We start from the raw sequence: 16,703 nt of genomic DNA, 5'->3' as shown, positions 1-16,703 counted from the left end.
ATTGAGGCGGCGCGTCGACCCGCGTCTTGCTTTGCCGATCAGGCGGGCGCTCTGGCCGGCCTGATCGGGTGGGGTCTATCGGTTGCCGCCTTCGCTGCCGGAGCCGATGTTTTTCAGTTGGGTGATGGCCTGGGTGGTGATTTCCACGCAGGTTTTCTTGTCGCCTTTGTCCTGGGCGGCTCTGGCTTCGGCTTCGGTTTTGGCCAGTTCCTGTTTCAGGTCGGGGCTCAGGTTGACGTTGGTGGACACCTGGGCGTCCTTGATGGTTTGCAGGTTGCTGCCGCACAGGTCGTCGGCGGCGAATACGGGGGATGCCAGCAGTGCAGAGCTGAGGAGTAAGCCAGTGAGTGCGGTGCGCTTCATGTGTCTCTCCTTGTTGCCGGTCGCTTGGGCGGTGTGTGCCCATGGTTTGGATTGGCCCGGTTAAGTGGGGCTTACAAGGGTGGACTGTGGGTGGGGGCAGGGGTTCTATTTATTTTCAGGTGGGTGGCGTGGGTGGTTGGGGGTATTCACAGGGTTTGTGTTGGTAGAGCGTGTGTTTTCCCGGATGAATCCGGTCCTACGGGGGAGTGTTGGACCGGATTTGTTCGGGAGGAGGTCGGTACATTCTTCGCGGATGAATCCGCTCCTACGGGCGTGAGGTTTTTGCCTGGGTAACTCGGTCTACTAGGTAGACGAGGCCGTGGTAGTCGATGCCGCCGTGGTGTGACAGGCCGATTTCGCAGGTGCGGCTGGTGGAGATGCCTTCGTTGCAGTGTTGCACCGCGTCCTTGAGGGTGCGCAGCGAGTGGGCGTTGAGTTCGGGGGTGGTGAAGCCTTTGTCGCCGGCGAATCCGCAGCAGTGAATGCCTTCCGGGATGACGACGTTGACGCTGCACAGGCGCGCCAGTTCGATCAGGGCCTGGCTTTCGCCCAGGTGTTGGGTGCTGCAGGTGACGTGGACGGCGATGGGTTCCTGTTGCGGGGTGAAGGTGAGTTTGTCCAGCAGGTGAGTGCGGATGAAACGCACCGGGTCGTAGAGGTCCAGACGGGTGTCTTTCAGGTCCTGGACCAGACGCAAGGTGCAGGGGCTGGTGTCGCAGTAGATCGGGTCGAGCCCGCCGCGGCTGGCTTTGGTCAGAGCGGCCAGCAGTTCCTGGCGTTTCTCGTCGGCCTGTTGGTTGTAGCCTTTTGACGCAAAGGGTTGGCCGCAACACAGGCTGTCCGTGTTGTAGGGGAACACCACTTGATAGCCGGCCTTTTCCAGCAGGTGGCGTGTCTTGTCCATCAGCGAGCTTTGTTCGCGGTCAGTGGCGGCAGGCCCCATCACGCGGGAGACGCAGGCCGCGAGGTAGACGACTCTCGGGCGTTGATCCTCTATGGGCGGTGTGATGCGAATGGTCTGCTCCGGCTGTGGCATGGCCGGTGTCCACTGCGGGATGCGTCCGGCGGACACCTTGCTCAGGCTGGCCGACAGTTTCGTCAGTCGCGGCGCACCGAGCAGCATCCGTGCGCCGTTGGCGGCATGCAGGGTGAAACGTGCGCCTTGCAGGGCGGTCTTGAAATGGTGCGCTAGCCAGTTGGCCGTTTTGCCATGAGTGGCTTGTTGATGGCGCAGCTTCTTGACCAACTCGCCGGTGTTGATGCCCACCGGGCAGCGTTGGGCGCACAGGCCTGTCGCGGCGCAAGTGTCGATGCCTTGGTAGTGGTAATCGTGCTCCAGTTTTTGTGTGTCGTCTCCAGCGCGTTTTTTCGCCTGAATGTCGCGCCAGATAACGATGCGTTGCCGTGGGCTGAGGGTCAGCCCCTTGGACGGGCAGACCGGCTCACAGAAACCGCATTCGATGCATTTGTCGACGATCTCGTCGGCGGCGGGCAGCGGTTTGAGGTGCTTCAAGTGGATCTGCGGATCGTGGCTGAGCACCACGTCCGGGTTGAGAATGCCGTTGGGGTCGAGCAGGCGTTTGAGTTGCCACATCAGTTGGTAGGCGTCGCTGCCCCATTCCTTCTCAACGAACGGCGCCATGTTGCGCCCGGTGCCGTGTTCGGCCTTCAGCGAGCCGCCAAACTCCACGGCCACCAGCTCCGCCACGTCGTCCATGAACGCCTGATAGCGGATGACTTCTGCCGGGCTGTTGAAACCCTGGGTGAAGACGAAGTGCAGATTGCCCTCAAGCGCATGGCCGAACAGGATGGCTTCGTCGTAACGGTGTTTGTCGAACAGTTCGATCAGGCGACGCACGCCGATGGCCAGTTGTTCGACCGGAAAGGTGACGTCTTCGATGATGACCGTGGTGCCGGTCTGGCGCACGGCCCCGACAGCAGGAAAGGTGTCTTTGCGGATGGCCCAGAGCCGGGCGTTTTCCACTGGGTCTTCGGTGAAGTCCACCTGCTTCTCGACCGGGAAAGACGCCAGTGACGCCATGATCTGTGCCAGTTGTTCATGCAGCAAGGCACTGGACGCGGCCCGGGCTTCGATCAGCAGGGCGCAGGCGTTGGCCGAGAGTTCACGGACAAAGGCGGGCATGCCGGGCTTGTCCTGCACCGAACGCATGCTGCGCCGGTCCAGCAGTTCGACGGCGGCGACCGGCTGGCTCTTGAGCACGGTGACGGCGTTGCAGCAGGTTTCCACGTCCGGGAAGACGATCAGCGCCGAAGCCTTGTGCGGATGGTCGGGCACGGTGTTGTAGGTCACGGCGCTGATAAAGCCCAGCGTGCCTTCGGAACCGACCAGCAGGTGACTGAGGATATCCAGCGGTTTGTCGAAGTCCACCAGGGCGTTGAGTGACAGGCCGGTGGTATTTTTCAGACGGTATTTGTGGCGAATCCGGGCGGCCAGTTCGGTGTTGGCGCGGGTACTGCGGCCCAGCTGGGCGAGCTGTTCCAGCAGGTCGGCATGGCTGTTGCGAAAGGCTTCTACGCTGGCCGGGTCTTCGGTGTCCAGGCGAGTGCCGTCGGCCAGTACCAGACGAATGCCAGCCAGGGTGTGATAGGTGTTTTGTGCGGTGCCGCAGCACATGCCGCTGGCGTTGTTGGCGACGATGCCGCCGATCTTGCAGGCGTTGATCGAGGCCGGGTCCGGGCCGATCTTGCGGCCGAACGGTGCCAGCCAGGCATTGGCCTGTGCGCCGATCACGCCGGGTTGCAGGCGAATCTGCGCACCTTGTTCGCGGATCTCGCGAGCGCTCCAGTGATCGCCCAGTACCAGCAAGACCGAGTCGCTGATGGCCTGGCCGGACAGGCTGGTGCCCGCGGCACGAAAGGTCACCGGGACTTTTTCAGCCTGGGCCAGTTTGAGCAGGGCTACCACTTCGTCTTCGGATTCGACGCGGATCACCAGCTTGGGGATCAGCCGATAGAAACTGGCGTCGGTGCCAAAGGCCAGTGTGGAAAGCGGGTCGTCGAAGCGCCGTTGTTCAGGGATCAGGCGGCGGGCTTCGTGCAGAAAGGCGTCGGGCAGGCTCATGCGTCCTCCACGATCAGGACCACCAGATCTTTGGGGCCGTGGGCGCCATAGGCCAGCACTTGCTCGATGTCGGCGGTCTTCGACGGGCCAGACACCAGCAAGGCGTTGGTCGGCATGCCGCCTGCCCAGTCCTGTTTCTTCTGGGCTTCGCAGAGGTTGTTGTAGATCTCGCTGGCCTTGAGCAGGGCGAAATGCACGGGCGGGACAAGACTCATCAGGCGCGGTTCTTCACGGGTGGGCCAAATGATCAGGCTGCCCGTCGCGGCAATTGCGCCGACGGTAGAGGTGAAGCTGGCCGGGGTGTCGTCGAACAGTTCTTTTTTCCACTGTTCAATGGGGCGGTCATAGGTTTTCAGCAAGGGCAGTTCAGGGTGTGCGGCCCAATGCGTGCTGACCCGCTGACCATGCTCCGTACCGGGCGCGATCAGCAGGCTGGGCAGTTGGCGAGCGCGGACCAGCTCGCCCAGTTTTTGCGGCCAGTTCGACTCCGTGCACAGGTGGATTTCGGTGTGTACGGCTTCCATCAGTTTGCGCAGTTGAGCGACCTTGTCTTGTGGGGCATAGGTCCATGGTTCTGTCACCAGCGCTTCATTGAAGTTGTCAGCAATCGGCGTTGTCCCTGTGAGGCTCTGTCGAAGCTTGGCGAGGATATTTTGCTTGGCGCTCATCAGAGTTCTCCGGGCTGCTTGTTCAGGTGTTCGCGGGCCATTTCATGCAGAGAACGGGCAGCGGGTTTCGGGGCGCTATGGTTTTGGGTCCAGGGGCCGACATTGCCGGGCGTCAGGTTGCGCAGGCGGGTGGCCATGAACGCGAAGGCCTTATAAAGAGCGGGCGAGGTATTGAGTCTGGCCCAGGTGTTCCAGATCAGGCGCTCCTTGCGCGAATACTTGCGACCCTGATCGCGCATGACTCTGCTGGGGGCGTCCGGGGCTTTGACGTTTTCTTCGCGCAGGCGGCGCAGCAAGGCCGGGATCGGGATCTTGACCGGGCAGACTTCGCCGCAGGCACCGCACAGCGAGGAGGCGCTGGGGTGATCCGGCACTTTGGACAGGCCCGCCATGTGCGGGGTGATGATCTTGCCGATGGGGCCGGGGTAGACCTCGCCGTAGGTGTGGCCACCGACGCGGGTGTAGACCGGGCAATGGTTCATGCAGGCACCACAGCGGATGCAGTTCAGGGTCTGGCGCAGTTCGCTGTCGGCAAAGGCCTGGGAACGGCCGTTATCCAGCAGCACCAGATGGACTTCCTGCGGGCCGTCCAGCTCATGGGCCTTGCGCGGCCCGGAGATCATGTTGACGTAGGTGGTGATCGGAATGCCCAACGCCGAGCGGGTCAACAGCGACAATAGCGGTATGGTGTCGCGCAGGTTTTCGACGACTTTCTCGATACCGGTCACGGCGATATGTACAGGAGGCACGCTGGTGACCATGCGCCCGTTGCCTTCGTTTTCCACCAGCAACAGGGTGCCGGTTTCAGCAATGGCGAAGTTGACGCCGGAGACACCGATATCTGCTTCAAAGAATTTCTGCCGCAACACGCGGCGGCCGATCTGGATCAACTGATCGACGTCGGTGGTGTATTCCACCCCCAGTTTTTCATGGAACAGTGTGCCGACCTGACGGGCATTCTTGTGAATGGCGGGCATGATGATGTGCGACGGCTTTTCGTGGTCCATCTGCACGATGTATTCGCCCATGTCCGCTTCCAGGCACTCGACGCCGCGCTCGCCCAGAAAATCGTTCATCTCCATTTCTTCGCTGACCATCGACTTGCCTTTGATCACCTGCCGGGCTTCGTGGGCGTTGACGATGGACAGCACGATGTCATTGGCTTGCTCGACGGTTTCGGCCCAATGCACCTTGACGCCGTTACGGATCAGGTTGCGTTCTAGTTGCTCCAACAGGTCCGGCAGTTTGGACAAGGCCCGGGCGCGGATGATATTCCCTAGTTCGCGCAGGTCTTCTCGTTCTTCGGGGTTACTGAAGGCGGCGGCGCGCTTGGTCATCAGCGAGTCCATGGCGCGCCTGAAATTGCCGCGCAGTTGCGGGTCGCCAAGGGCTTGGTGGGCGCGTGTGCGGAAGTCTGTCTCGATTTCGACGGCTGGGATGCGGCTGTGCGTGTTCATGGCTGACCTCCGGTCCGCTGCCACAGAAAGCTGGCCAGATGCAGGCCGCGAATCGACGCTTGCTGTTTTTCCAGCGAGCCGTTGATGTTCATCAGGCAGCCGCAATCGGCGGTGAGGATCTGGTCCGCGCCGGATTCCTTCAGAGCGCGGGTCTTGTCGGCGACCATCGCTCCGGAAATATCCGGCATGCGCACGCTGAATGTCCCCCCGAAGCCGCAGCATTCGCTTTCATGGTCATGATCGACACGTTCCACGTTGCCCAGTTGCGACAGCAGCTCGCGGGCATGCAGGTGGGTGTTCATTTCGCGTCGTGCCGAGCAGGAGGTGTGCAGGGCAATCTTGATCGGCTGGCCCTGGTCGTTCAGCCGGGCCTTGCAGACGAACAGCAGGAATTCGGTCAGCTCATAGGTGCGAGCGGCCAGGGCGCGAACCTGTTCAAGGGTATGCGGCTCGTCCTTGAACAGATCGGGATAGTGCTCGCGAAACATCCCGGCACAGGAACCGGACGGCACGATCACGGGGTAATCGCCAGCGAACAGCGCCAGTTGGGCGCGAGCGACCTCACGGGCCTGTTCGGTGTAGCCACTGGTGTAGGCCGGTTGCCCGCAGCAGCTCTGTTCCTGAGGGTAATGAACCTGAATGCCTTCACGTTCCAGCAGGTGAATCGCGTCCATACCCGCTTCGGGAAAGAACAGGTCCACCACGCAAGTGCCGAACAGGTAAACCTGTTTCGGCTTTTCAGTGGGGTATTGCCGTGGCGCATGCCGGGGCGGCGCGACACGGGTGGCATTGGGTGAGGCGTTGTAGAAAAGCTCGCTCATCAGGTGTTTCTCCGGGTGGACCCGGTTATCCGTTCGGTGGCCGATCGGGTTATGAATGGCTGACGCCGGGTGGTCGGACCGGCGTCAGGACTGCAGGTCGTCAGTGATTAATGAACCAGCATGCCGGTGAACCAGTACGCCTGGGCGTAGGTGATGCAACCCACGATGGTGGCGAAAAACAGGCTGTGCTTGAGGGTGAAACGGAACAGGTCCGACTCCTTGCCGACCAGCCCGGTCGCGGCACAGGCCACGGCGATGGATTGCGGCGAGATCATCTTGCCGGTCACGCCGCCGCTGGAGTTGGCGGCGACCATCAACACATCGCTGACGCCGATCTGGTGAGCCGTGGTGGCTTGCAGGGAGCCGAACAGCGCGTTCGCCGAGGTGTCGGAGCCGGTCAGGAACACGCCCAGCCAGCCAAGGAACGGCGAGAAGAACGGGAACGCCGCACCCGTACCGGCCAGAACCAGGGCCAGTGTCGAAGACATGCCCGAGTAGTTCATGACGAAGGCGAAGGCCAGCACCATGCCGATGGAGACGATGGCCCAGCGCAGCTCGATCAGCGTTTCTTTAAAAGTGGTCAGACCAATCTTGAGGCTGATTCGCAACACGATCATGGCCAGGATGGCCGAGAACAGAATCGCAGTGCCCGAGGCGGCAATCAGGTCGAACTTGTAGACCGCTGGCATGGCGGTGGCTTTGGCCACAATCGGTGCGCCCTTGATCACCAGTTGATCCAGGTACGGGACGGCGATGTTGAGGGTCCAGGCTTGAAGAGGACCGCCTGCGGCGAACAGCGCCTTGAACGGCTTGAGCGTCCAGACCGTGACCATGGCGGTCAGGATCAGGAACGGCGACCAGGCCTTGATGATCTGGCCCAGGCTGTAAGGCGACTTCACGCTGGTGCGCGGCTGCCCGAAGCCGCCAGGGCCACCCATGATCGCTGCCGAACCGCCGCTGGCGACGATCGTGTCCGAAGCGCGTTGCGGTTGCCAGACTTTCAGGAACAGCGTCAGTGAGACGATGCTGACCAGTGCCGAGGTGATGTCCGGCAGTTCAGGGCCAATGAAGTTGGACGTGAAGTATTGGGTGACCGCAAAGCTGAAGCCAGCCACCAGGGCGGCAGGCCATGTCTCTTTGACGCCGCGTACGCCGTCCATCATGAACATCAGCCAGAAAGGCACGAACACCGACAGCAGCGGCAACTGGCGGCCCGCCATGGCGCCGATCTTGAAGGCTTCGATCCCTGAAACCTGACCGGCCACGATGATCGGAATGCCCAGCGCACCAAAGGCAACCGGTGCGGTGTTGGCGATCAGACACAGACCGGCTGCGTACAGCGGATTGAGCCCCAGCCCGACCAGAAGAGCGGCGGTAATCGCCACGGGTGCGCCGAAGCCGGCAGCACCTTCCAGGAACGCACCGAAACAGAAGCCGATCAGCAGCACTTGCAGGCGTTGGTCGTCGGTAATCGACATGACCGAACTGCGGATGATCTCGAACTGGCCGCTCTTGACGGTCAGTTTGTAGAGAAAGACCGCCGCGACGATGATCCAGGCAATCGGCCACAAGCCATAGGCGAACCCGTAACCCGCAGCGGCCAGGGCCATGTCTGTAGGCATCTGGAACGCGAAAATCGCGACCAGAATCGACAGTGCCAGTGTGATGCTTCCTGCGATATGGCCTTTGAGCCGGAACACGGCCAGCGCCAGAAAGAAGAAAACGATGGGGATGAGCGCAGCGGCGGCGGAAAGGCCCAGGCTGCCCAGAGGTGTATAGAGTTGTTGCCAGGTCTGCATTGTAGGTGGCCCCTAATTGTTTTTGGTAAGGCCCGGTGTGCTGTGTCTTGCGTGCATGGCTTCGGTTCGGCATCACGGTGGGTGAGCGCCTGGTCGATGTGGATGAACGGATCGCACAGTTCACCAGCTCAAGCCTTCCTGATCGAAAGGTCTTGCAGCGCGATGGAGGTCAGCCATCAAACGCTGGCATTGGATAATTGGTAATACCAATTTACAATGTCTGGTCGCTAGGTTAGAAGCCTTACAGCTGATGTGTCAATTTGTCCCGCTAAGACTTTCGTCTGGCGCTTCGGAAATCAGGCGTGCATCGGCTGTATCTGGCAGGTGCCTGAAAGGCGGCAATCGGCCAGAATGTGCGTTCCCGGTAACGAGTCGGGGGATGTGGAGTGAGGGGTTATGGGGTTTGATCAGGTGCGTCAGCGCCGTTTGTCTGACGATATTGTCGAGCAGCTGGAACGCATGATTCTGGAGGGCACCCTCAAGTCGGGCGGGCGTTTACCCGCCGAGCGTGCGTTGGCCGAAAAATTTGGCGTTTCGCGCCCTTCCTTGCGTGAAGCGATTCAGAAGCTGACCGCCAAGGGGTTACTGGTCAGCCGCCAGGGGGGTGGTAATTATGTGGTCGAGAACCTGGGCTCGACCTTCAGTGATCCCTTGCTGCATCTTCTGGAAAGTAACCCCGATGCCCAGCGGGATCTGCTGGAGTTTCGTCGCACCCTGGAAGGCTCCTGCGCCTATTACGCGGCCATTCGGGCGACGGATGTGGACCGTGAGCGGCTGCGCGTGGCGTTCGATGCGTTGCAGGATTGCTATGCGCGTACCGATGAAGTGAGTCGGGCCGAAGAGGGCGCGGCGGATGCCAGCTTCCATCTGGCGATTGCCGAGGCCAGTCACAACACCGTTCTGCTGCATACCATTCGTGGCCTGTTCGACCTGCTCAAGCGCAATGTGGTGATCAATATCGGCGGGATGTACAAGCAGCGGACCGAAACCCGCGACATGCTCATCAAGCAGCACCGTGATCTGTATAGGGCGATCATCGAAGGGCGTGGCGAGGATGCGCGCGAGATTTCCAGCCGTCACCTGTTGTATGTGCAGGAGGTGCTGGAAGAGGTGCGGCAAGAGGTTCAGCGTACGGCGAGGGCAGAGCGTCGGAACAAGATGTGAACCGTGTAGGAGCGAATTCATTCGCGAAAATGGTCTTCGCGAATGAATTCGCTCCCACGGGGGGGCTTAATCGTCCTTGCCCTTGCAGCGCACGGCACGTTGCAGCTCGCGATCGGAGTCGCGCTCACGCTCGGTATGGCGCTTGTCGTATTCCTTCTTGCCTTTGCCCAGAGCGATTTCACACTTGATCAAGTGCTGCTTCCAGTAAAGGGAGAGGGCCACGCAGGTATAGCCTTTCTGCTGGACGGACGAGTTGAGCCTTTCAAGCTCACGCTGGTTCAGCAGCAGTTTGCGGGTGCGTGTCGGGTCAGCGATGACGTGCGTGCTGGCGGTCTTGAGCGGCGTGATATGGCTGCCCATCAGCCAGGCTTCGCCATCCTTGAGCAGCACATAACTGTCGACCAGCTGTACCTTGTTGGCACGCAGGCTTTTTACTTCCCAACCGGCCAGGACCAGACCGGCCTCGAACTTGTGTTCGATGAAGTAATCGTGACGCGCCTTTTTATTTTGCGCGATGGTCCCTGTGGGATGTTTCTTGAGCTTAGCCATAGGGGGCGCATTATAGGGAGTTGCTTCAATGTCGGCTACGGGAAAGCGTGTGCTTGAGCACGATGATTGAATCCCGGACAATGCACGCTCGATATTCCTTTTGAGGCGCTCTGTGGCGCCGCTCGGCATTCCAGTGATGTTTGCCGCTCAGCTTTGGAAATGACGCTCACATGACTACGCAAATACAGCGCTCGGCGCTCTTGCCGTATCCGGCCCGGTTTCTGTACGACCTGGTCAATGATGTGGCCCGTTATTCCGAGTTCCTGCCCTGGTGCTCTTCGGCGGTGGTGCTTGAGGAAAGCGAAACGCACATGCGGGCAAGCCTTGAGGTGGCCAAAGGCGGCCTGAGCCAGAAATTTGTAACGCGCAATGTCCTTGTTCCCGGAGAGTCCATCGTGATGGACCTGGTGGAAGGGCCTTTCAATCAGTTGCATGGCGTCTGGACATTCAAGCCGCTGGGTGAAAAGGCCTGCAAGATCAGCCTGGACCTGACCTTCGATTATGCGGGTTCGATTGTGCGTGCGACCCTGGGGCCGCTGTTCAATCAGGCCGCCAATACGCTGGTGGATGCCTTTTGTCAGCGGGCCAAAGAGCTGCATGTCTGACGTCTTGATCCGGGTCGAGGTGGTGTATGCCGCCGCTGATCGACAGCTGTTGCTTGCCATTGATGTGCCGACAGGCTCGTCCGTGCAACAGGCGCTTGCCGCCTCGGGGATTCAGAATCATTTTCCGGAACTGGACCTGCAGCAATGCCCGGTGGGGATCTTTGGCAAGGCGGTGAAGGATCCGTCAGTGCGGGTGCTTGAGGCCGGGGATCGTATCGAGATCTATCGTCCGCTGCTTGCCGACCCCATGGAAGTGCGGCGTCTGCGAGCTGCCAAGGCACGCTTGAACAGGAATGACGGGCGCTGACCGCGCCGATTGGCAGATAGCAAAAAGCCCGGCGAGCCGGGCTTTTTGTTGGGTGGCGCACATTACTGCGGCGACGTTTCCAGAGGTTCTTGTACCGGTACTGGAACGGTTTCGACGCTGTCGACATCCTTTTGAATCTGATCGAGCAGCGAACCAGGCTTGGCAGGCGCTTCTGGCGCTTGCTGTGGCTGATTGTCAGCCGGAACCACCTTGTTACTGCTGTTACCCAGAATGGCTTCGTCGCGGCTTACGCCGGGCATGAAGTCACCGGACAGGCTGACGAGCTGGTCATTGCCATTGAATATAAGGCTGATGCGTTCCTGCTGGCGTTCACCGCCTCCGGGCTGCAGACTGTACAGGTAGTCCCAGCGATCGGTATGAAATGTATCGGTCAGCAGGGGGTTACCCATGATAAACCGTACTTGCCGCCGGGTCATTCCGGGGCGTAACTGGTCTATCATGTCCTGCGTGACGACATTTCCCTGTTGGATGTCGATTTTGTAAACCCCGGGGAATGAACAACCGGCGAGTGCGAGCAGTCCCACAAGGGTGAAACTGGTTAGCAAGAGCTTGGTGTTTTGCATCGGTGGGCGACTTCCACTATCTTGGCTGGGACAACGTAAACCCGGATCATACCTGCATTAAGAGAAGCTGCGAAGCAGCGTCTGCGAGAAAGCTGACCATGGTTGAAAATAGCGAACTACGTAAAGCAGGACTCAAGGTGACCTTACCGCGGGTCAAAATCCTTCAAATGCTCGATTCTGCCGAGCAGCGCCACATGAGTGCCGAGGATGTCTACAAGGCTCTGATGGAGGCCAGCGAAGATGTCGGCCTGGCCACGGTCTACCGTGTTCTGACTCAGTTTGAAGCCGCTGGATTGGTGGTTCGCCACAATTTCGACGGCGGTCATGCTGTGTTTGAACTGGCCGATGGCGGCCACCATGACCATATGGTCAATGTGGAGTCCGGCGAAGTGATCGAGTTCTTCGATGAGGAAATCGAGAAGCTTCAAAAAGCGATCGTCGAGAGACACGGTTACGATCTGGTAGATCACAATCTTGTGCTCTACGTGCGTAACAAAAAGGCGTAAGCCTGCGACGACAAAGGCGACCTCAGGGTCGCCTTTGTGCTTTTTGGCGGGTCAGTTTTTGGCGGTCACGACCATTTTCTTCGCGTGAGCCAGAGACTCTTTGGTCAGGTCTATACCGCCAAGCATGCGCGCCACTTCTTCTATACGTTCATTCTTGTTCAGTTTTGAGACGGCGGTGCGGGTTGCATCCTGGCCTCGTACCTTGTGGACGAACAGATGTTGATGGCCCTGTGCTGCAACTTGCGGAAGGTGGGTGACGGTCATGACTTGCCCGCGCTCCCCCAGGCGACGTAACAACTGGCCGACAATTTCTGCTGTCGGGCCGCCGATCCCCACATCCACTTCGTCGAATACCAGGGTCGGCACTCGCGATGTTTGTGCGGTGATGACCTGGATGGCCAGGCTGATGCGTGACAGCTCGCCGCCCGACGCGACCTTGGCCAGAGCCTTGAGCGGTTGCCCGGGGTTGGCGCTGACCAGCAGTTCGACCTGTTCAAGGCCGTGGGGCAGCAGGTCGTTGCCTGAATTCGGTTTCAGCTCGATGGTAAAACGCCCGCCCGGCATGCCCAGGCGCTGGATTTCCTGTTCGACGGCGTGAGCCAGCTCGCCTGATGCGCGCTGACGCAGGTCGCTCAGTTCCCTGGCCTTTTCCTGATAGTGGCGGGCGAAGGAGGCCAGTTCACATTCAAGGCGCTCGATGGACTCGTCGTTGGCGTTGAGCGTTTCGATTTCATCCAGCAGTTTCTGTTGGAGGCTGATGACTTCCGTTGGCTGGATGCGGTGCTTGCGAGCCAGAGTGTAGATGGTGTCCAGGCGCTCCTCGATCTGCTGAAGTCTTGCGGGGTCTGCGTCGAAATGGTCCAGGAAACGGTTGAGCTCGCCCACGGCTTCTTCGATCTGGATCTGTGCGCTGGACAGCAGGTCGGTGGCTTCGCTCAGGGCGGTAGGCGAGTTATTGATGCTGCCCAGCCGGTTCAGGCTGGCGGTCAGGGCGTTCAGGACATTGCCCGAATCGCTCTCGCTGCATTGCTCCACGACCTGACGGCAGATGCTCAGCAGGCTTTCCGCGTTGGTCAGGTGCTTGTGTTCCTGTTCCAGCTGTTCCAGCTCGTTTTCACCCAGGCTCAGACTTTCAAGCTCTTCAAGCTGATAGCTGAGCAGTTGATGCCGGGCGCGCTGTTCGTCGCCGGAGTTGGAAAGCCGTTCAAGCTCCTGGCGGGTCTGGCGCCAGCGCTGGGCGGCCAACTGGACCTGACGGGCCAGGTCTGTCGCGCCGGCGTATTCGTCCAGCAGGCGGCGATGGGTGTCGGTTTTCAGCAGCGACTGATGTTCATGCTGGCTGTGAATATCGATCAGGAGTTCGCCAAGGGCTTTCAGGTCGCCTTGCGGGCAGGGTGTGCCATTGATGTAGGCGCGGGAGCGCCCTTCGGCCGTGATGACCCGACGCAATATGCAGGGGCCGTCGTTGTCCAGGTCGCGTTCCTTCAGCCAGCTCTGCGCTTCGGGAATATCCGACAGATCGAAGGTGGCCAGGATGTCGGCCTTTTCGGCTCCCGGACGGACGACGCCGCTGTCGGCGCGGTCCCCGAGTGTCAGGCCCAGGGCGTCCAGCATGATCGACTTGCCGGCACCGGTTTCGCCAGTGATTACGCTCATGCCCCGATCCAGCTCCAGATCGAGGTGTTCAACGATGGCGTAGTTATGTACGGAAAGGTGCACCAGCATGGAGTGGCTCCCAAGCGATTTGTCTGGTTATTTATACAGTGTTTTGTTCAGTGCTGACAATGCTTGAACTTAGCTCGATTTGATCGGTTGGCGAGGTTTTTTAGTTCTTGCGGTAATCGATGCTGTAGAAATTTTTTCAGCCAATACGCAGATACCTCGTACCTGGCCCTTGAAGCCTGAAAATCCGTTCCCATATAGGGGGGCAGAAGCGCGAGATGGGTTCGCGGACGTTTTTGAGAGGAGAACACTATGGCTGACGAACAGAATCTGGATGCGCAGACCCAGGACCCGGCAGGCGAAACCGCTTCGGGTGATGATCTGGCAACTCGTGTGCAAGTGCTCGAGGAGCAACTGGCTGCGGCGCAAGACCAGTCCCTGCGAGTCGCTGCAGATCTGCAGAACGTACGTCGTCGTGCAGAACAGGATGTGGAAAAGGCTCACAAGTTTGCGCTTGAGAAGTTTGCAGGCGATCTGCTGCCTATCGTCGACAGCCTCGAGCGTGGCCTGGACCTGTCCAGCCCGGATGACGAAAGCATCCGTCCGATGCGCGAAGGCATCGAGCTGACACTGAAAATGTTCAACGACACCCTCAAGCGCTATCAGCTTGAAGCCATCGACCCACATGGCCAGCCATTCAATGCCGAGCATCATCAGGCAATGGCCATGCAGGAAAGCGCCGATGTCGAGCCGAACAGCGTTCTGAAAGTGTTCCAGAAGGGTTATCAGCTTAACGGTCGCCTGCTGCGCCCGGCCATGGTCGTGGTCAGCAAGGCACCGTCGCCTGTTTCGCCATCAATTGATGAGCAGGCTTGAAATCAGCTGTCTGGCCCCCATTTATAGGCCAAGCGTTTAAGAGCTACCGCAATTTGTAAACGCAGTTGCGGCAACCAAATCAAAGTTTCGGGAGAGTCAAAGATGGGCAAGATTATCGGTATTGACCTGGGGACTACCAACTCCTGCGTCTCTATTCTGGAAAACGGCAACGTCAAGGTTATCGAGAACGCCGAAGGCGCTCGTACCACCCCTTCGATCATTGCTTACGCCAACGACGGCGAAATCCTGGTCGGTCAGTCTGCCAAGCGCCAGGCTGTGACCAACCCGCACAACACCCTGTACGCAGTAAAGCGTCTGATCGGTCGTCGCTTCGAGGAAGAAGTCGTCCAGAAAGACATCCAGATGGTCCCGTACAAGATCGCCAAGGCTGACAACGGCGACGCATGGGTTGAAGTCAATGGCCAGAAAATGGCGCCTCCTCAGATTTCTGCCGAAATCCTGAAGAAGATGAAGAAGACCGCCGAAGACTACCTCGGCGAAGCGGTCACCGAAGCGGTCATCACCGTTCCGGCCTACTTCAACGACAGCCAGCGTCAGGCTACCAAGGATGCCGGTCGCATCGCGGGGCTGGATGTAAAACGTATCATCAACGAACCTACCGCAGCCGCTCTGGCTTACGGTATGGACAAGGCGAAGGGCGACCACACTGTCATCGTTTATGACCTGGGTGGCGGTACTTTCGACGTGTCGGTCATCGAAATCGCTGAAGTGGATGGCGAGCACCAGTTCGAAGTGCTGGCAACCAACGGCGACACCTTCCTGGGTGGTGAGGACTTCGACATTCGCCTGATCGACTACCTCGTCGACGAATTCAAGAAAGAAAGCGGCATGAACCTCAAGGGTGACCCGCTGGCGATGCAGCGTCTGAAAGAAGCTGCCGAAAAAGCCAAGATCGAGCTGTCTTCCAGCATGCAGACCGACGTCAACCTGCCGTACATCACGGCAGACGCGACCGGTCCAAAGCACTTGAACGTGAAAATCTCGCGCTCCAAGCTGGAATCGCTGGTTGAAGACCTGGTTCAGCGCACCATCGAGCCTTGCCGCACTGCTCTGAAAGATGCCGGTATCGACATCGGTTCGATCAACGACGTGATTCTGGTCGGAGGTCAGACTCGTATGCCGCTGGTCCAGAAGCTGGTGACCGAGTTCTTCGGCAAGGAAGCTCGCAAGGACGTCAACCCGGACGAAGCCGTTGCAATGGGTGCTGCCATTCAAGGCGCGGTACTGGCCGGTGACGTTAAAGACGTTCTGCTGCTGGACGTCAGCCCGCTGACCCTGGGTATCGAAACCATGGGTGGCGTGATGACTGCCCTGATCGAGAAGAACACCACGATTCCTACCAAGAAATCGCAGGTTTTCTCGACAGCCGATGATAACCAGAGCGCTGTGACCATCCATGTCCTGCAAGGTGAGCGTAAGCAAGCCGGTCAGAACAAGTCCCTGGGCAAGTTCGATCTGGCCGAGATTCCACCGGCTCCACGTGGTGTTCCACAGATCGAAGTTACCTTCGACATCGACGCCAACGGCATTCTGCACGTCGGCGCGAAAGACAAGGCGACCGGCAAGCAGCAGTCGATCGTGATCAAGGCCAACTCGGGTCTGTCGGACGAAGAAATCCAGCAGATGATCCGCGACGCTGAAGCCAACAGCGAAGAAGACCGCAAGTTCGAGGAGCTGGCTTCGGCTCGCAACCAGGGCGACGCGCTGGTTCACTCGACTCGCAAGATGCTCACCGACGCTGGCGATAAAGTCACTGCGGAAGAGAAAACCGCTGTTGAAGCTGCGCTGGTTGCTCTGGAAGCGGCCGTCAAGGGCGACGACAAGGCTGCCATCGACGCCAAGGTTGAGGAACTGTCCAAGGTTTCCGCGCCAATCGCTCAGAAAATGTACGCTGAGCAGGCCGAAAACCCTGAAGCAGCTGCCAAGCCTGCTGAAGAAAAGGCCAAGGCTGACGACGTTGTCGACGCTGAGTTCGAAGAAGTGAAAGACCACAAGTAAGCGCAGGCTTGCTTGAAAGCCAGTTGACCCGTTCCGAGCGGTGACTGGTAGGATGTCGCCGCGCGGGAGCTTGCTCCCGCGTTGGCGTGTCTGGAACAGGCAAAATTTCAGCGTGCGGGTGATGCCCGCACGCCATGTGGCAAGGTCGCAATGCTCCTGCGTAGCGACTTGTTCTGCCGCTTTCTCGGTCAGGCATCTGACTGTTGACGAAGACCAGGATCGTTGAAATGACGTGAGTTGG

The 16,703-nt window shown here is 59.4% G+C and carries 15 protein-coding genes; 6 read left to right on the top strand and 9 right to left on the bottom strand.

What is annotated here, in order from left to right; all coding sequences use genetic code 11:
- Nucleotides 1-75: 75 nt before the first annotated feature.
- From ACIPY9_RS14595 to ACIPY9_RS14570, 6 genes are all read right to left on the bottom strand, one after another.
- Complete coding sequence (locus ACIPY9_RS14595) at nucleotides 76-363, bottom strand: hypothetical protein (protein ID WP_400702308.1); 288 nt, start codon at nucleotides 361-363, stop codon at nucleotides 76-78.
- 265 nt (nucleotides 364-628) lie between these two features.
- Nucleotides 629-3,445: an FAD-binding and (Fe-S)-binding domain-containing protein gene (locus ACIPY9_RS14590; RefSeq protein ID WP_400702305.1), complete on the bottom strand. Its 2,817-nt coding sequence runs from the start codon at nucleotides 3,443-3,445 to the stop codon at nucleotides 629-631.
- On the bottom strand, nucleotides 3,442-4,113 hold the full coding sequence (locus ACIPY9_RS14585) for a lactate utilization protein C (RefSeq protein ID WP_400702302.1): 672 nt from the start codon (nucleotides 4,111-4,113) through the stop codon (nucleotides 3,442-3,444). Before ACIPY9_RS14585 ends, ACIPY9_RS14590 begins: the two co-directional genes overlap by 4 nt.
- Complete coding sequence (locus ACIPY9_RS14580) at nucleotides 4,113-5,570, bottom strand: LutB/LldF family L-lactate oxidation iron-sulfur protein (RefSeq protein ID WP_400702299.1); 1,458 nt, start codon at nucleotides 5,568-5,570, stop codon at nucleotides 4,113-4,115. Before ACIPY9_RS14580 ends, ACIPY9_RS14585 begins: the two co-directional genes overlap by 1 nt.
- Nucleotides 5,567-6,391: a (Fe-S)-binding protein gene (locus ACIPY9_RS14575; RefSeq protein WP_400702296.1), complete on the bottom strand. Its 825-nt coding sequence runs from the start codon at nucleotides 6,389-6,391 to the stop codon at nucleotides 5,567-5,569. Before ACIPY9_RS14575 ends, ACIPY9_RS14580 begins: the two co-directional genes overlap by 4 nt.
- A 107-nt stretch (nucleotides 6,392-6,498) precedes the next feature.
- Nucleotides 6,499-8,190, bottom strand: a complete 1,692-nt coding sequence (locus ACIPY9_RS14570; RefSeq protein ID WP_400702293.1) for a lactate permease LctP family transporter — start codon at nucleotides 8,188-8,190, stop codon at nucleotides 6,499-6,501.
- 396 nt (nucleotides 8,191-8,586) lie between these two features.
- On the opposite strand from ACIPY9_RS14570, the gene ACIPY9_RS14565 reads away from it, so the two are divergent.
- A complete protein-coding gene (locus ACIPY9_RS14565) occupies nucleotides 8,587-9,354 on the top strand; it encodes an FCD domain-containing protein (protein ID WP_400702290.1) in 768 nt (255 codons plus the stop codon).
- Nucleotides 9,355-9,420: 66 nt separating this feature from the next.
- On the opposite strand, the gene smpB is transcribed toward ACIPY9_RS14565, so the two are convergent.
- A complete protein-coding gene (smpB, locus tag ACIPY9_RS14560; protein WP_400702287.1) occupies nucleotides 9,421-9,903 on the bottom strand; it encodes an SsrA-binding protein SmpB in 483 nt (160 codons plus the stop codon).
- Nucleotides 9,904-10,073: 170 nt separating this feature from the next.
- Here smpB and ACIPY9_RS14555 point away from each other — a divergent pair, with 170 nt between their 5' ends.
- Both ACIPY9_RS14555 and ACIPY9_RS14550 read left to right on the top strand, forming a co-directional pair.
- Nucleotides 10,074-10,508 carry a type II toxin-antitoxin system RatA family toxin gene (locus ACIPY9_RS14555; RefSeq protein ID WP_400702284.1) on the top strand — a complete coding sequence of 145 codons (435 nt, stop codon included), beginning with the start codon at nucleotides 10,074-10,076 and terminating at the stop codon, nucleotides 10,506-10,508.
- Nucleotides 10,501-10,815, top strand: a complete 315-nt coding sequence (locus ACIPY9_RS14550; RefSeq protein WP_400702281.1) for an RnfH family protein — start codon at nucleotides 10,501-10,503, stop codon at nucleotides 10,813-10,815. Before ACIPY9_RS14555 ends, ACIPY9_RS14550 begins: the two co-directional genes overlap by 8 nt.
- A 62-nt stretch (nucleotides 10,816-10,877) precedes the next feature.
- Here ACIPY9_RS14550 and ACIPY9_RS14545 read toward each other — a convergent pair whose 3' ends face one another.
- Entirely contained in the window at nucleotides 10,878-11,399 is a 522-nt protein-coding gene (locus tag ACIPY9_RS14545; RefSeq protein WP_400702278.1) for an outer membrane protein assembly factor BamE, read from the bottom strand.
- Nucleotides 11,400-11,497: 98 nt separating this feature from the next.
- On the opposite strand from ACIPY9_RS14545, the gene fur reads away from it, so the two are divergent.
- The gene (gene fur, locus ACIPY9_RS14540; protein WP_025258484.1) at nucleotides 11,498-11,905 is read left to right on the top strand and encodes a ferric iron uptake transcriptional regulator; all 408 of its coding nucleotides are present in this window, start codon (nucleotides 11,498-11,500) and stop codon (nucleotides 11,903-11,905) included.
- Nucleotides 11,906-11,956: 51 nt separating this feature from the next.
- Here the strand turns inward: fur and recN are convergent, their stop codons facing one another.
- Nucleotides 11,957-13,630 carry a DNA repair protein RecN gene (gene recN, locus ACIPY9_RS14535; RefSeq protein WP_400702275.1) on the bottom strand — a complete coding sequence of 558 codons (1,674 nt, stop codon included), beginning with the start codon at nucleotides 13,628-13,630 and terminating at the stop codon, nucleotides 11,957-11,959.
- A gap of 249 nt (nucleotides 13,631-13,879) precedes the next feature.
- Here recN and grpE point away from each other — a divergent pair, with 249 nt between their 5' ends.
- Nucleotides 13,880-14,443 carry a nucleotide exchange factor GrpE gene (gene grpE, locus ACIPY9_RS14530; protein ID WP_400702272.1) on the top strand — a complete coding sequence of 188 codons (564 nt, stop codon included), beginning with the start codon at nucleotides 13,880-13,882 and terminating at the stop codon, nucleotides 14,441-14,443.
- A gap of 102 nt (nucleotides 14,444-14,545) precedes the next feature.
- Nucleotides 14,546-16,462, top strand: a complete 1,917-nt coding sequence (gene dnaK, locus ACIPY9_RS14525) for a molecular chaperone DnaK (protein ID WP_400702269.1) — start codon at nucleotides 14,546-14,548, stop codon at nucleotides 16,460-16,462.
- Nucleotides 16,463-16,703: the final 241 nt, after the last annotated feature.

Origin of the sequence: Pseudomonas sp. NPDC089734 (genome assembly GCF_044748865.1) — a bacterium.
Classification (GTDB): Bacteria; Pseudomonadota; Gammaproteobacteria; order Pseudomonadales; family Pseudomonadaceae; genus Aquipseudomonas.
The sequence above is the reverse complement of the archived record's forward strand: the minus strand, read 5'-3'. Positions and strand labels throughout refer to the sequence as shown.

What these genes read in the sequence shown, in the direction of transcription:
- ACIPY9_RS14570 (WP_400702293.1), bottom strand. Translation starts at nt 8,190, where the DNA reads ATGCAGACCTGGCAACAACTCTATACACCTCTGGGCAGCCTGGGCCTT.
- grpE (WP_400702272.1), top strand. Translation starts at nt 13,880, where the DNA reads ATGGCTGACGAACAGAATCTGGATGCGCAGACCCAGGACCCGGCAGGC.
- ACIPY9_RS14595 (WP_400702308.1), bottom strand. Translation starts at nt 363, where the DNA reads ATGAAGCGCACCGCACTCACTGGCTTACTCCTCAGCTCTGCACTGCTG.
- ACIPY9_RS14550 (WP_400702281.1), top strand. Translation starts at nt 10,501, where the DNA reads ATGTCTGACGTCTTGATCCGGGTCGAGGTGGTGTATGCCGCCGCTGAT.
- ACIPY9_RS14585 (WP_400702302.1), bottom strand. Translation starts at nt 4,113, where the DNA reads ATGAGCGCCAAGCAAAATATCCTCGCCAAGCTTCGACAGAGCCTCACA.
- ACIPY9_RS14575 (WP_400702296.1), bottom strand. Translation starts at nt 6,391, where the DNA reads ATGAGCGAGCTTTTCTACAACGCCTCACCCAATGCCACCCGTGTCGCG.
- ACIPY9_RS14545 (WP_400702278.1), bottom strand. Translation starts at nt 11,399, where the DNA reads ATGCAAAACACCAAGCTCTTGCTAACCAGTTTCACCCTTGTGGGACTG.
- fur (WP_025258484.1), top strand. Translation starts at nt 11,498, where the DNA reads ATGGTTGAAAATAGCGAACTACGTAAAGCAGGACTCAAGGTGACCTTA.
- dnaK (WP_400702269.1), top strand. Translation starts at nt 14,546, where the DNA reads ATGGGCAAGATTATCGGTATTGACCTGGGGACTACCAACTCCTGCGTC.
- smpB (WP_400702287.1), bottom strand. Translation starts at nt 9,903, where the DNA reads ATGGCTAAGCTCAAGAAACATCCCACAGGGACCATCGCGCAAAATAAA.
- ACIPY9_RS14590 (WP_400702305.1), bottom strand. Translation starts at nt 3,445, where the DNA reads ATGAGCCTGCCCGACGCCTTTCTGCACGAAGCCCGCCGCCTGATCCCT.
- ACIPY9_RS14580 (WP_400702299.1), bottom strand. Translation starts at nt 5,570, where the DNA reads ATGAACACGCACAGCCGCATCCCAGCCGTCGAAATCGAGACAGACTTC.
- recN (WP_400702275.1), bottom strand. Translation starts at nt 13,630, where the DNA reads ATGCTGGTGCACCTTTCCGTACATAACTACGCCATCGTTGAACACCTC.
- ACIPY9_RS14565 (WP_400702290.1), top strand. Translation starts at nt 8,587, where the DNA reads ATGGGGTTTGATCAGGTGCGTCAGCGCCGTTTGTCTGACGATATTGTC.
- ACIPY9_RS14555 (WP_400702284.1), top strand. Translation starts at nt 10,074, where the DNA reads ATGACTACGCAAATACAGCGCTCGGCGCTCTTGCCGTATCCGGCCCGG.